The organism is Leucobacter chromiireducens subsp. chromiireducens (genome assembly GCF_016758255.1).
Classification (GTDB): Bacteria; Actinomycetota; Actinomycetes; order Actinomycetales; family Microbacteriaceae; genus Leucobacter; species Leucobacter chromiireducens.
The window spans coordinates 1,231,569-1,245,600 of record NZ_QYAD01000001.1 but is presented as its reverse complement, the minus strand read 5'-3'; the positions used below and the strand labels follow the sequence as shown (position 1 = coordinate 1,245,600).

Sequence of the window (14,032 nt, the reverse complement as noted above, 5' to 3'; positions counted from 1 at the left end):
TCGTGCTCATGCCTGAGCCTTGTCTGTGCTTTCCTCTGCGTTCTCCGTGCCGCGCGTGAACTCGCTGGTGCCCCAGAACAGGTCGTGTCCCATGCGCTCGGCGTTGATGGTGTGCTTCGCGATGGAGCCGCCCCGGTTCCAGAGCAGCACCTCCTTAGCGGTGCCAGTCACGAGCAGACGGTCGCCCGGCTTGACGCTCTGCGATGCGTTCACGGCGAGCTGCCGGAACGCGTTCACTGTGTAGTACACGGTGCGCTTCGCGCCGCGACGTGGACCCTCCTGGACCGCGATCTCGAATGAGATGTAGGGCTGGCCCAGCTTCGTGGTGCTGTACTTCACCGTGTCCCCGACGACGCCGGACACGGTGATCTGCTTCTGTGCTTGCTTTTGCTCAGACATGGCTGTGCTCATTTCTGTTGTTCCGTGATGCCAACAGAGCCACAGCCCGCAGGGCTGCACCTCTCAAAGTTCTTCCCGGGACGGGCTATGCCCGGCCCCAACACTCGCTTCCTTGCTCGCATCGGCGAGCGGAATAGACGCAAGAACCCCGAGGCGCAATGCCTCGGGGTTTTTGTTTTTCAGGCTCGCGCTCTTGCCACTGCTCTTGACAGCCGAGAGCACAGTGCGCGTAGAGTCGCAGTATGAGCGACGACGATGACGCCGTAGTGATTCCCGACGACGTCAGGATCACGGTGCGAGCGGACGACGGCTACCGCACCTGCCGCGTATGCGGCAGCGACTGCGTGCCGGAGGACGTCGGCGCCGACGGTATTGGAGCTCGCATCGCGTTCGTCTGCCCGGAGCACGGGTTGCACTCCGTGGTCGACCCGTTCGGGCACCTACGGTAGAGGGCCGGAAAAGCAAGAGCCGTCACGGTTGCCCGTGACGGCTCCAGATACGGTCTGTACGCATGGCACAACCGCTAATGTCGTGTCTCAGCCGGAATCCAACCGGCCTCGCCTGCAGACTGTCCACTCGTCCTCGCGGGCGCACGCGCTCACGGCGAGGAATCGAACCTCGCGTCCCTTAGGGCGACTCAGAGCACCGAGTCACGACTTTGCAGGAGGGAACTCCTGTCACATCACCACCCGGGCGCGGCTGTGCTGCGCCCCAGCGCCTGACGTCGTGTCAGGCGCATCATGACTTGTTCAGATCTGTCCGCCGCTCATCTGACGGTCGACTGCCGGAGGCGCCACTGCCGGAGCGGGAAGAACGAACGAGGGTCGCGCCTTGTGTTATGGGAGTAGCGTGGCCCTCGGTGTTTCTTCGAGGCTAGGCGAAGCGACTTACAACAAGAACGATCGTTCCGGCGTGTCGCGGCGGTGCTTGCTGTGCTGTCGAGCCGCGACCACTGCGCTCCCGCTCCGTGGCCGCTGCTGCGCTCGTGGCTGGGCCTGCTGCTGCGTTTGTTGCAGTGCTCGTTTGCCCGTGCCTCCGCTCGTACTGCGGCACGATGCTGCGCTGGTGCGCCCTGAGGCGTTCGGTCGCGATCTCTGGTGGCCCGCGGCTGCGCTGCCGCTGCGCCTCGGGCGAGCCAGTCTTTGCTGTGCTGGAACGGTGCAGCCTACCCAAGAAATGAGTAAGCAACGGACATATAAGAGTACCCGTGCTGGTTGACCCGCGGTATTGAGGGAGCCGGAGCGTGGCCCGGCTTCCGTGACAAGCGTTGCGTCGGCAAGCGCGGCGATCAAGCGATTGCGCTGCAAAAACCGCCACCGTGTCGGCGCAGCCCCGGGGACGAGCTCTGAGCACACGACCCCCTGCTCTCGCACACGCGCAAGCAGAGTGTCGTGAGCGGCCGGGTAGACGCGATCAGCTCCGCCCGCGAGCACGGCGACGGTGGGGCGCTCTGCGGCGAGCGCGGTGCGGTGCGCGACAGCGTCAACTCCGTAGGCTGCGCCAGAGACGATGACGCGTCCGCCCGCCACCGCGGCTGCTGCGAGCTCAGCGGTCACGTGCGCGCCGTAGCTCGTGCACGCGCGTGCGCCCACGATCGCGAGCGAGGGCGCGCTGAGGTGCGTTGGATTGCCGCGAACCCAGAGTAGGTGCGGCGTGTGTGCGCCAAGATCGTTGAGTTGCTGGGGCCACGCGGGGTGGGTGGGGGTCACCACGCGCATGCCGAGCTCGACAGCACGCTCGATGTCGGAACTCGCTGGGGTGTCAGCGATGCGGGGCCGCCATCTTCGCAGCGCAGCGGTGATGGCCGGGCCGCTCGGCGGCTCCCCCGCCGCCGCACTCCCTAAAGGGGCCTCTGTGCGGAGAAACCGCTCGTCGAACTCACGCGGGTGCGCCCCTCGCGCGACGAGGGCGAGCGCAGCGGGCGCGCCCAGCCATGCGATGAGGGTACCGGCGGTCGCATCGCCTGGTTCGGTGATGCGAGACCAGACGATTCGTGCGAAGAGTTCCGCGAGCTCGGCACTGGTGAGTGCGAGCTCTTCGTGGGGTGCTTCAGCGCGAGTCCCAGGTGCGGATGTAGCGTCGAGCCGCAGCTCGGGCAGTGCCCACAGCGTGTGGAGCTGAGCGCTCGTTACGGGGTCGGGCATCAGCGGCGTCGCGAGGTCGTGGCCGGTCACAGCACTCCTCCGCTTCGGAGCACGAGCGCCTGGGCGATCTGTTCGCGGCGCGGGCGTCCACCGCCTGCAAGGTCAGAGATGCTCCACGCGACGCGGAGCACTCTGTCGTAGCCGCGAAGGGTCAGCGCCCCACGGCTGAGCGCCCGGTCGAGGATCAGTGTGTCTGCGGCGGGAAGTTTGAGCGCGGAGGTGCGAAGCCAATCACCTGATACCTCAGCGTTCACGCGCCACCCGGTGCCGGCCAGTCGAGCTCGCGCGCTTGCCCGCGCCTCGGCAACCCGTGCGCGCAAATCCGCGCTCGTGAGCACGGGGCGCGGTGATTCGGGCTGTCTCGCACGGGAGACCCTTCGGAGCTCAAGCTGAAGATCCAGGCGGTCAGCAAGCGGACCCGAGATGCGTTGCTGGTATCGCACGCGTGCGCTCGGCGTGCACCGGCACGGCAGTTCGGGGTCCAGGGAGTTCGCGTTCCCGCAGGGGCACGGGTTCGCCGCGAGGATGAGTTGCACTCGCGCGGGAAGTGTTGCTCGGAGCTGGGCTCGATGGATTTCCACACGCCCAGATTCAAGAGGCTGCCGCAGCGCTTCCAGGACCGTTCGTGAGAACTCGGGGGCCTCATCGAGGAACAGCACGCCACGGTGGGCGCGGGTGAGGGCACCCGGGCGCACCGCGTTGCCGGCCCCGCCGCCGATGACCGCCGCGGCGGATGCGGTGTGGTGCGGGCTCTCAAACGGTGGAGTGTGAATCAGTCGTGTGACAGTGGCCCCGCTGCCGAGCGAGGCAATGCTGCTGACTTCGAGTGCCTCGTCGTCTGTGAGTTCGGGCAGGAGCGTCGGCAGCCGGGAAGCGAGCAGCGTCTTCCCAGCCCCGGGCGGCCCGAGCAGTGACAGGTGGTGCCGTCCCGCAGCGGCAACCGTGAGCGCGTCGATCGCGTCTTCCTGACCAACGATCTCTCGCACATCATTGTGCGTTTCGGCGGGTGGGAGCTGCCGCGTGCGGCGAGCGGGTCGGGTAACACGGCGCCCACACCCCGGCACGCCCCGGTGCCATCCCACCGCCTCACTCACATCACGCACTGCGATCACCTCGAGGTCTGGCACGAGCGCGGCCTCACTCGCTCCCTCTGCGGGCACCATCACCCGGGCGAAGCCGAGCGCCTGCGCCGCAATTGCGAGCGACAGGAGACCAGCGGGCCGGCGCACATCGCCGCCCAGCCCGAGTTCACCCAGGTGCGCGGTCTCGTGCAGGCGCGCACCGCTCAGGTGCCCGGAGACGGCGAGGACCGCCAGCGCGATTGCGAGGTCGAAGCCTGCGCCGTGCTTGGGGAGCGCTGCCGGGCGCAGGTTGACGGTCACGAAGCGGTCGGCGAGCGGCAGGCCCGCCTGCGCGGTCGCCGAGCGGACCCGCAGTTTTGCCTCGGCAAGAGCGGTGTCGGGCAGCCCAATGATCGCCATTCCCGGAAGTTGCTGCGACACCGCGGCCTCGACGGTGATGGCGGTTCCTTCCATGCCGGTGAGCGCAACAGATGAAGCCCGGTACACACCGCCGCTCACGCGACACCTCGCAGATGCTCGAGCCTGGGCCCCGCGTCTGCACGCAGCAGGATGCCGATTACGTCGATGCGCAGCCGCGCAGACACCTCCCCGCTGCCGCTCAGCCATTCGCCCAGGAGGAGCCGCAGCCGTGCCACTTTCTGCGGGGTCACCGCGGACAGTGGTGTGCCATAGCCGGTACCCCGCCGAGTTTTCACTTCAACCGCAACGAGCGTGTGCGCGGTGCGGACGATGAGGTCGAGCTCACCGCGCCGACCACGCCAGTTCCGCTCGAGAATCTCGTAGCCGTGCTCAGCGAGGTACGCTGCGGCGAGCGCTTCCCCGCGTGCGCCGAGCGCCTGGCTCTGCACGGCGCGAGCGGACCGGGCAGCTCGGGCTGACGACGCGGACAGTGTGGGATTCATTGGAGCACCTCCTGCCGCAATCATCGGCAGCGGGGTACCTGGCGTGAGGCCCGATCCCAATCTTGTGAAGAATTCGCACAGAATCGGCGTGGTGGCGGCCCTGTGAGCGGGTTGTCCCGCACACAGGGTGCACCCTCAACCTCGAGCTACAGCTTCGCCCGGTCGTACAGCGTGTAGATCTCGTCGAGTACGGCTTCTCGCGCGGTGCCTTCGACCTCGCGATACGCCGAGTACAGGTGGTCAAGCTGGGCGCGCACCTCGCCGCCCAGCGCATCGTGGCGTTCGTTCCAGGCGCGTTCGTTATCAGTCCAGTACCCCACCAGGTGCGTGTGCGCGGCGGGGAACCCGAGCGTCTTTCGCAAGTGCGACCGCACCCTCCGGGTCATGGCGGACTCTCCGGCGACCCACACCGTCTCGCTCCCGTCCGCGGCGAGCTCGGCGCGCACGCAGACGTCTGCCACCCGGCTCGCGTACGCGCCGTTCCCGCTCTCGTACAGCCAGTTCGCGCACACGATCCGCTCGGCCGCTGCCGCGGGGAGGCGCGCATCACTCGCATCAGCGACCTCGCAAAACAGCCGGATCTCGGTGTCGGGCCGAGCCTGTTCGATGATGCGCTCCACGGCAGGCAACGCGGTTGCGTCTGCCACGAGCGTGATCCGCCGCGCGGCGGGATCGAGCACAGACTGAGCGAAGGGCGAACTGATGCCGATCGCATCACCCGGACGCACCTGCTCGGCCCACTCCGCCGCGAACTCCCACCCGCGCCCAACCGCCCTCGGAATCCGTGGCTCCTCACCGGGAACGTCGGGAAAGAACAGCCGCACGTACTCGTCAGGCGACCCTGTCGTGGGGTAGCCGGCGAGGTCGCTTCCGCCCAGCACCACTCGCATCATGCCGGGGCTCAGCACGGTCTTCTGGCACACTTCTGCGCGGTACACGCGCGCCGTCGGCGCATCCATCGTCGAGACCATGAACTACCGCTGCAGTGCGTCGGCGACCTCGGGCACGAACTCGTCAAGCACCCACGGCACCGACAGCACGGAGGGTGCGGCGACCGCCTGCGACACCTCGCGGTCGGTGAGCCACACCGCACGGTCGTTCGCGATCGGCTGCCATTTCCGGAAGAGGCTCTGCGCCAGCGCGAGGTCGACCTCATCCTGGTTGTTCACCAGCCCGAGGAACACGTCGGCCTCCACCTCGTCGATCTCTTCGAGACTCACGCCGAAGTAGAGCTCGTCGGGGAACTTCTGCGCCCGCTCAGCGACCTGGGGCGAGAGGGTCAGCCCGAGATCCTCGATGATTCCGATGAGCGAAGTGGTGGGCGCGTAGAACCCGACATCGGTTCCGCTCTCGCTCACGCCCGTGGAGTACACGAACGTCGACTCAGCGAACTCGGGATGCTCGGACCCGTGCTGGGCGATGTCCTGCTGCGTCTCAGCAACCAGTTGCTTGGCGAGCGCGGGACGACCGAGCGCCTCACCGATGAACTCGGTGTGCTCTTGCCAGTCGAGATACCAGGGCTTCTCCGGGTACGCGAGCGTGGGAGCGATCTCTGCGAGCCGCTCATACTGCACATCCGTGATGCCCGAGAAGGGTGCGATGATCGCGTCGGGCCGCAGCGCGAGGATCTGCTCGAAGTCAATCTCTCCCCCGCCCAGATCGGTGAGCGTTGCGGGGATCGGGGATCCCGCGCTCTCGACCGCCTCGCGGAACCAGGGCACGAGCCCGTCATCGTCGCCAGCCCAGCTGACCGGCACCGCGACCGGGGTGATGCCGAGTGCCACGGCGATGTCCTCGCTTGCCCAACCGATCGTCACAATGCGCTCCGGTGCTTTCTCAAGCGCAAAGGTGCCGAAGGCGTGCTCGAGCGACACGGGGAACGCTCCCGACTCAGCTTCGCTCACCACAAGCGATGACTCCGCAGGTGCTTCCGCCGCGGGCCGTTCCGAGGTGCACCCGGTGAGCACGAGGGAGGCTCCAAGCAGCAGCGCGAAAGCACCGCGGGCGTGGGCGCCCGGGCTTCTGCGTCGTTGGGTGGCAAGACGAGTCATGATTCTCCTAGCGATGTCCTGTTCACAGTGGTGAACAGTTCGAGCCTAGGAACGCGCGATGTTGCGGATCGCGCAGAACGTGTCTGATTCTGCGCATACCGCGGCGCACTCGCGCAGGTACGCGCCGGGAGTCTGCCCGAATTCCTGTCGGAAGGCTGAGACGAACGCGCTGGGCGAGTGGTACCCCACGCGCTTCCCCACCGTCGCGACCGGGAGCCCCTCTGCGAGCAACGACATGGCGGCGCCCACCCGCACCTGTCTACGCCAGCGCACGAAGCTCAGCTCCGTGGTTTCGGCGAAGGTGCGCGCAATCGTGCTGACGCTCGTCCCCGTGATGACCGACCACTGTTCGAGCGAGCGGTCATCTGCCGGGTCCGCAAGAATTGCGCGGGTGATCTGGCGGATTCGTGGATCGCTCGGCACCGGCAGGCCAGCGGCGTGCGTGTGCGAGTGACGCACCATATCGATACACACCTGCTGGGCGCGGAGCCGCTCGTCTGCTTCCATCCCTGTGTCGTTCAGGTATTGCAGCATTTCCATGAGCGCCCGGCTGAGCCGCACCTGAGTGGGCTGCTCGACGGAGAGCGCACGGAAGTAGGTCGCGCCAATGCGCGCGGAGCGCATCACCTGCGACGCGTGCACGGCGTTCGGGGGGACGAGAATCCCCCACCCCGGCCGGAGCACGTGGATGGCACCGTGGATGTTCACGTTCACCACACCGGAGACGACCCAGATGAGCTCGGCGACGCTGTGACTGTGTTCGAGCCAGCGTGCGCTCGACGGCTGCTCGCGCACCATCGTGGTGAGCAGAAACGGGTATGGGATCAGCTCTGCGGGATCCGAAATCCCGTGCACCTCAGCAGGGGCGGCGGGAGAAGGCGGCGCAGATGGCATGAAATAAGGCTAGCCTAAGTTTCATGCGATGATGACGTTCGGGCACACCGATAAGACCCGTTCGCCCAGCGCCCTTCACGCGGCACCAGGACACTCGAACCGCCTCGGCGGCCGTTCGGCTACTCGTCGAGCGCGAGCTCCTGCGGCAGCGAGAACTCGCGCGCCGAGAGCTCCTCGACATTCACATCCTTAAACGTGAGCACGCGTACCGACTTCACGAAGCGGTCGGCGCGGTACACATCCCACACCCACACATCGCTCATCGTCAGTTCAAAATAGAAGTCACTGCCGGCATCCTGCCGCTTCAGATCGACCTCGTTTGCCAGGTAGAACCGGCGCTCAGTTTCGACGACATAGCGGAACTGGCTCGCAATATCGCGGTACTCGCGAAACAGCGACAGCTCAGCCTCACGCTCGTAATCGTCCAGCTCGTCCTCATTCATCCCGTCCATCCTACGCCGTCCCGCCGAACGGCGCCCGACCGGGCGCAGGCGCGCAACACACGGGGTGCGAACGGGATTGACTTATTCGAACATATGTTCGAATATTGCTGCATGAATTCGACCGCGACCGTGCACTCGCTGCAGCAGCGCATCTCCGAGATGCAACCGCTGCGGCTGGACGAGCGCGCACTTCCCACCTCCGCGGGGCTCCGCTCGCTCCTCCCTGGCGGCGCACTCCGAGCGGGCGCAAGCTACACGGTGCGTGGCTCGCAGCAGCTCGCGCTGGCCTTTCTCGCCGCAGCCTCGGCTGCGGGCGCCTGGTGCGGCGTGATCGGGCTGCCGGCGTTCGGCGCGGAGGCCGCCGCGGCGCTGGGCATCGCACTCGACCGCTGCATCGTTATTCCCGAGCCGGGGGCCGAGGCGATCGGCCTTGCTGGCGCACTCAGTGAGGCGCTCACCGTGGTGCTCGTGCATACGCCCGCACGGCCTCGAGCCGGCGATGCTGAACGCATCGCCGCGCGCATGCGCGAGCACGGTTCAGCGCTGGTCGTTTCCGGTGACTGGCCCAACCCCGAAAGCGCCCTCAGCGTCACCGCCTCACGGTGGAGCGGTCTGGGGCACGGCGCGGGCATCCTCGCGACCCGCGAGCTCGCGGTCCAGTCGCAAGATCGGCGCGGGATCCGGCAGCACCGTGTCCGCTTCGCCGACGGTGCGGTGGCGGATCGTGCGGTGGCGGATCGTGCCGTGGTCGAGCAGGTACACGTACCGGGCGCGCAGCTTCCCGCGGCAGGTGCGCCGAAGCTGCGCGCGGTCCCAGATCTCCGGGCGGGTGCTAGCGTCGGCGCGGGTGAGGAGCATCATGCCCGCGGCTGAACGAGTGCTGGTGCTGTGGATCCCCGACTGGCCGATCCACGCGCACCTCCGCGACCGCGCGGCGCAGGCGCGCAGTGCGGCAGCGCAGGGGCTCCCCGCCGCGGAGCCCGGCGCGGCGACGGACATGGCTGACGCGGCTCCCGAGGTCAGCCCGTCCTCGCCGACGGGAGCAGCGCCGCAGTGGCCTGCGCTCGCGCTCGTCGCGAACCACCGCGTCGTGGCGTGCTCCCCAGCCGCTCGCGCTGAGGGGGTGCGGGCTGGGCTGCGCGAGCGCGAGGCGCAGGCGCGCTGCCCCTCGCTTGAGGTGCATGCGCACCGCCCCGAGGCCGATGCACGAGAGTTCGCACCGGTGCTCACCGCAATCGAGCAGCTCGTGCCCGGCGTCGAACCGCGCAGGCCCGGGCTCAGCGCGATGCGTGTGCGCGGCCCCGCGCGCTACTACGGGGGCGAGGAGCCCGCCGCCACCGCGCTTCTGCAGCTCGCAGCCGAACTCGGCTTCGACGACGCACGCGTAGGCATCGCCGACGGCATCTTCGCGGCAGAGCAGGCCGCGCGCTCGGCGGCTGAAGCGCCAGGGCTCTCGCCGGCTGGGCCGGGGATCATGATCGTGCCGCCCGGCCAGGCGCCCGCGTTCCTCAGCGCGCTGCCGGTGTCGCGCGCCGCGCCACGCGATTTCGCCGAAGTGCTGCATGGCCTCGGCATCCACACGCTCGGCGCTTTCGCCGCGCTCCCCGAGGAGGCGGTGCGCCAGCGGTTCGGTGCGAACGGGATCGCGGTGCACCGCCGCGCAACCGCCGCGGGCCCCGGCCACGGCGCCGAGCTCCGACCACGTACACCCGCGCGGGAGTTCACGGTGGAGCTCGCGTTCGAACCCCCGATCGCCACCGCTGAGCAGCTCGCCTTTGCGTGCGCCGCGCTCGCCGAGCAGTTCGTGTCCGGTTTCACTGCGGAGCGGCTCGTGTGCACCGCGCTCCGCGTTGAGCTCACCGACGATATCGGCGTGCATCACGAACGCGAGTGGGCGCACCCACGCCACTTCACCGCGACGGACGTGCTCGGGCGCATCCGCTGGCAGGCCTCCGGGCTCTCGCACGACGCGGAGCGCGGCGGGGCCGGTATCACGCTCGTGCGCCTCACCCCCACGCACACCGACCGGGCTGCGGCGCACGAGCCGGGGCTCTGGAACACGGAACCCGACGAACGCGTGCACCATCAGCTCAGCCGCGCGCAGAGCCGACTGGGGCACACCGCGGTCGGCACGATGCAACTCGGCGGCGGCAGGTTGCTGCGCGACCGCCAGCGCCGGGTGCCCTGGGGAACTCGGCACGCCGACGCCACGGGACACGCCTCAGCGGCTGGGCCGTGGCCGGGTGCACTTACCGGCCCAGCGCCTAGCCTGGTCTTCACCACCCCGCTCCCCGCTGAGCTCCGCGATCGCGCGGGCACGCTCGTGCGTGTCGACGCGGAGGATCTCCTCACCACGGATCCGGCGCAGCTCACCGTAGCGCACACGGTGCTGCCCACCCCCGTGCAGGGGTGGTCGCCCCCGTGGCCGCTCCGCGAGCACTGGTGGGAGGGCGCGCCCCCACGCTTCCGGCTGCAGGTTGAGCTCAGTAACGGCGATGCGTGGCTGCTCTATACCGAGGCCGGCGGCTGGTTTGCCGAGGGCCGCTACGACTAGTTCTCCCGCGGTACCGGGAGGCAGACAGAAAAGGACACGCAATGGGGTGGAACAATCCACCGCTCCCCTGGGCGGAGCTGGAGCGCACGCTCTCCGGCCGATCCCGCCCAGCAGGCACTGAGCGGAGCGCCGGGGATGCGCGCGGTGGGCGCCCAGCGCCGCCGCCCAGCGCGGCCCCGCCGCCCGACCGGGCGAGCGAGCGAGACCCCGCGCTGCCACACGTCCCGTACGCGGAACTCCATGCGCACTCCCACTTCAGCTTTCTCGACGGAGCGTCCTCCCCGGAAGAGCTCATAGCTGAGGCCGCCACGCTGGGCCTCGAGGGGATCGCGCTCACCGACCACGATGGACTGTACGGGGCTGCCGCGTTCGCCGACGCCGCCGAGCTTGCCGGACGCCGCGCCGCCGCCGGAACCACCCCACCTCTCACGGTGTACGGCGCAGAGCTCTCGCTCGGCCTTGATGCACCGCAGCTCGGCGCCACCGATCCCATGGGCACGCACCTGCTCGTCCTCGCGCAGGGAACGAGCGGCTACCACCGGCTCGCGGGTGCCATCACCGAGGGGCAGCTGAGCGGTGGCGAAAAGGGGCGCCCGACCTACGCGCTCGACGAGCTTGCCGCGCAGGCGGGCGGTGAGTGGGCGATCCTCACGGGATGCAGAAAGGGTGCAGTGCGCAAGGCGCTCGCTGCGGGCAGTACCCGCGCTGACGAGGAGGATCGCGCTCGCGCGGAGTTGCGCAAACTCACCGAACTCTTTGGTAGCGAACACGTGTTTGTGGAGCTCACCGATCTCGGGCACCCGGGAAACGATGTGACCAACGCGCGTCTCACCGCGCTCGCGGCTGAGTTCCACCTGCCCACACTCGCCACGGGCAATGTGCACTACGCGAGTGCGGCAGAGGCACCGCTCGCGGAGGCGATGGCAGCCGTGCGTGCGCGGCGCAGCCTCGACGAGCTCGACGCGTACCTCCCGGCCTCCGGCGCGGCGCGGCTCCGCTCCGGCGCAGCGCAGCTCCGCCGTTTCGCGCGCACACCCCACGCGGTGGCTCGCACCGTGCCGCTCGCGCAGACCCTCGCGTTCTCGCTCCGCGCGGCTCGACCGCGGCTCCCCCAGCTTCCCCTCCCACCCGGCGAGACCCAGATGAGCTGGCTGCGGCGCCTCGTCTGGGAGGGTGCCGAGCGCCGCTACGGCAGCATCAGCGACCCGGTGCGCGAGCGCCTGGAGCGCGAGCTCACCGTCATCGAGGAGAAGGACTTCCCCGGGTACTTCCTGATCGTCCACGACATCGTGCAGGAAGCCCGCCGCCGCGGCATCCTCTGCCAGGGGCGCGGCTCCGCGGCGAACTCCGCGGTGTGCTTTGTGCTCGGCATCACCGCCGTCGACTCGATCCGCTACGACCTCCCCTTCGAACGATTCCTTTCGAGCATGCGTGACGAGGAGCCCGACATCGACGTCGACTTCGATTCAGAGCGGCGCGAGGAGATCATCCAGTACGTCTACGACAGCTACGGCAGGCGCAACGCGGCCCAGGTCGCAAACATCATCAGCTACCGCCCGAAGGCCGCGATCCGCGACGCGGCGAAGGCGCTCGGGTACGGGCCGGGCCAGCAGCGGGCGTGGACGAAAGCGATGGAGCGGTGGCGCGCCATCGAGGAAGACCCAGACAGCCCGATCCCGCTCCCGGTCCAGCGCCTGGCGCAGCAGTTTCTCACGGCGCCCCGTCACCTCGGCATCCACTCGGGTGGCATGGTGCTCACGGAGCGCCCGGTCGGTGAGGTCTGCCCCATCGAGCACGCGCGCATGGAGCGCCGCACCGTGCTCCAGTGGGACAAAGAGGGCTGCGCGAGCATGGGCCTCGTCAAGTTCGATCTGCTCGGCCTCGGCATGCTGAGCGCGCTGCAGAAGAGCATGGACCTCATCGCCGATGCGACGGGTGAACGGTGGACCCTCGAGACCGTGCCGAAAGAAGAGCCGGGCGTCTACGACATGCTGTGCCGCGCCGACGCGATCGGCGTCTTCCAGCTGGAGAGCCGCGCGCAGCTCAACACGCTCCCCCGGCTGAAGCCGCGCAGCTTCTACGACCTCGTGATCGAGATCGCCCTGATCCGCCCCGGCCCCATCCAGGGCGGCGCCGTGCACCCCTACCTGCGGCGGCGCAACGGCACCGAGCCCGTCACGTACTCGCACCCGAAACTCGAGAAGGTGCTCAAGCGCACGCTCGGCGTGCCGCTTTTCCAGGAGCAGCTCATGCAAATGGCGATGGCGGTGGGCAACTGCTCCGCAGAAGACGCTGACCTACTGCGCCGCGCCATGGGGTCGAAACGCGGTGAGGAGCGTATCGACGCGCTCCGCGACACGCTCTTCGCCGGGATGGCGAGCAACGGGATCGTGGGCGAGGACGCACAGCACCTGTATGACCAGATTCAAGCGTTCGCGAGCTTCGGCTTTGCCGAGAGCCACTCGATCAGCTTTGCGCTGCTCGTCTATGTCAGCTCCTGGTTCAAACTGCACTACCCCGGGGCGTTCCTTGCCGGCCTGCTCCGCTCCCAGCCGATGGGGTTCTACGCCCCGCGCACCCTCGTCGCCGACGCGCGTCGCCACGGCGTCGAGATCCGTCCGGTCGATGTGCAGCGCTCCGGCGCGCTCTCCGGCCTCGAGGCCCGCGCCGATCCCGCTGCGGGCGCAACGGGATCGGGATCAGCGCGCACCGCAGCCGACGCCGGTTGCACCGCCGATGAGCCCGTCCGCGCGCTCGCGCCCCACGAGGCCGATGCGACCGTTCCCCCGTTCGAGCCGGGCCTGCCCGACACGAGTGGGGCCCACCGCAGGGATGGCGCCTTCGCCGTGCGGCTCGGACTCGCCGAGATCCGCGGCATCGAAACCGCCACCGCGGAGCGCATCGTGCGAGCGCGCGAGGCCGGCCCGTTCCTCGACCTCGCCGACCTTGCGCGCCGCGCAGACCTCGACCGCACCCGCATCGAGGCGCTCGCGGCGGCGGGTGCCTGCGACAGCCTCGGCGTGAGCCGCCGCGAGGCGCTCTGGTCTGCCGGGCCCGCCGCCGACAACCGCGAGCGCTTCCTCCCCGGCATCGCCGTGCATGTGCAGCCGCCGCTGCTTCCCGTGCTGAGCCGAGAAGAACAGACCACCCTTGATCTCTGGAGCACTGGCATCGCGACGGGCGACCACCCGCTCGCACTGCTGCGGGAGGAGCTCGATGCCCGCGGCATCACCCGCTCCGACCGCACCCGCCACACGCCACCGGGAACGCAGATCAGCGTTGCGGGACTCGTCACGCACCGTCAGCGCCCCAGCACCGCGGGCGGCATCACCTTCCTCACGGTGGAGGACGAGGTGGGCACGGTGAACATTGTCACGTTCGCGCAGGTGTGGCAGCGCAACCGGCTCGTCGCACGGTCAGCACCTGCGCTCATCGTGCGTGGCATGCTTGAGCGCTCCCCCGAGGGCGTCGTTAACGTCATCGCCGAGAGCTTTGCGCCGCTCGCGGCGCCCGCCAGCGTGCGCTCGCGGGACTTCCATTGAAACCCCTGGTGCGGCCCATTC

The 14,032-nt window shown here is 68.9% G+C and carries 12 protein-coding genes; 4 read left to right on the top strand and 8 right to left on the bottom strand.

Annotated elements, in window-relative coordinates:
• Positions 1-6 precede the first annotated feature (6 nt).
• Entirely contained in the window at positions 7-399 is a 393-nt protein-coding gene (locus D3226_RS05770) for a single-stranded DNA-binding protein (protein WP_202381389.1), read from the bottom strand.
• Positions 400-641: 242 nt separating this feature from the next.
• On the opposite strand from D3226_RS05770, the gene D3226_RS05765 reads away from it, so the two are divergent.
• Positions 642-848, top strand: coding sequence for a hypothetical protein (locus D3226_RS05765; protein WP_202381388.1), 207 nt, complete (start codon positions 642-644; stop codon positions 846-848).
• A gap of 438 nt (positions 849-1,286) precedes the next feature.
• On the opposite strand, the gene D3226_RS05760 is transcribed toward D3226_RS05765, so the two are convergent.
• The 7 genes from D3226_RS05760 to D3226_RS05730 form a co-directional block, all read right to left on the bottom strand.
• On the bottom strand, positions 1,287-2,573 hold the full coding sequence (locus tag D3226_RS05760; RefSeq protein WP_337248906.1) for a DNA-processing protein DprA: 1,287 nt from the start codon (positions 2,571-2,573) through the stop codon (positions 1,287-1,289).
• Positions 2,570-4,078, bottom strand: a complete 1,509-nt coding sequence (locus tag D3226_RS05755) for a YifB family Mg chelatase-like AAA ATPase (RefSeq protein ID WP_237462519.1) — start codon at positions 4,076-4,078, stop codon at positions 2,570-2,572. The genes D3226_RS05760 and D3226_RS05755 overlap by 4 nt, the downstream gene beginning before the upstream one ends.
• Positions 4,079-4,119: 41 nt before the next feature.
• Positions 4,120-4,527 (bottom strand): YraN family protein, encoded by a 408-nt coding sequence (locus D3226_RS05750; RefSeq protein WP_202381386.1) that lies wholly within the window; start codon positions 4,525-4,527, stop codon positions 4,120-4,122.
• 146 nt (positions 4,528-4,673) lie between these two features.
• Positions 4,674-5,498, bottom strand: coding sequence for a siderophore-interacting protein (locus D3226_RS05745; RefSeq protein WP_202381385.1), 825 nt, complete (start codon positions 5,496-5,498; stop codon positions 4,674-4,676).
• Between the two features lie 3 nt (positions 5,499-5,501).
• Positions 5,502-6,578, bottom strand: a complete 1,077-nt coding sequence (locus D3226_RS05740; RefSeq protein ID WP_202381384.1) for an iron-siderophore ABC transporter substrate-binding protein — start codon at positions 6,576-6,578, stop codon at positions 5,502-5,504.
• 45 nt (positions 6,579-6,623) lie between these two features.
• The gene (locus D3226_RS05735) at positions 6,624-7,472 is read right to left on the bottom strand and encodes a helix-turn-helix domain-containing protein (protein ID WP_202381383.1); all 849 of its coding nucleotides are present in this window, start codon (positions 7,470-7,472) and stop codon (positions 6,624-6,626) included.
• A 119-nt stretch (positions 7,473-7,591) separates the two neighbouring features.
• Positions 7,592-7,915: a DUF2469 domain-containing protein gene (locus tag D3226_RS05730; RefSeq protein ID WP_025133793.1), complete on the bottom strand. Its 324-nt coding sequence runs from the start codon at positions 7,913-7,915 to the stop codon at positions 7,592-7,594.
• 111 nt (positions 7,916-8,026) lie between these two features.
• Between D3226_RS05730 and D3226_RS05725 the strand changes: the two genes are divergently transcribed.
• Genes D3226_RS05725 through D3226_RS05715 form a run of 3 tightly spaced genes read left to right on the top strand, consistent with a single transcriptional unit; the run spans position 8,027 to position 14,011 of the window.
• Positions 8,027-8,788 carry a hypothetical protein gene (locus D3226_RS05725; protein ID WP_202381382.1) on the top strand — a complete coding sequence of 254 codons (762 nt, stop codon included), beginning with the start codon at positions 8,027-8,029 and terminating at the stop codon, positions 8,786-8,788.
• Positions 8,775-10,469, top strand: a complete 1,695-nt coding sequence (locus D3226_RS05720; protein ID WP_202381381.1) for a DNA polymerase Y family protein — start codon at positions 8,775-8,777, stop codon at positions 10,467-10,469. The genes D3226_RS05725 and D3226_RS05720 overlap by 14 nt, the downstream gene beginning before the upstream one ends.
• A gap of 41 nt (positions 10,470-10,510) precedes the next feature.
• Positions 10,511-14,011: an error-prone DNA polymerase gene (locus tag D3226_RS05715; RefSeq protein WP_202381380.1), complete on the top strand. Its 3,501-nt coding sequence runs from the start codon at positions 10,511-10,513 to the stop codon at positions 14,009-14,011.
• Positions 14,012-14,032 lie beyond the last annotated feature (21 nt).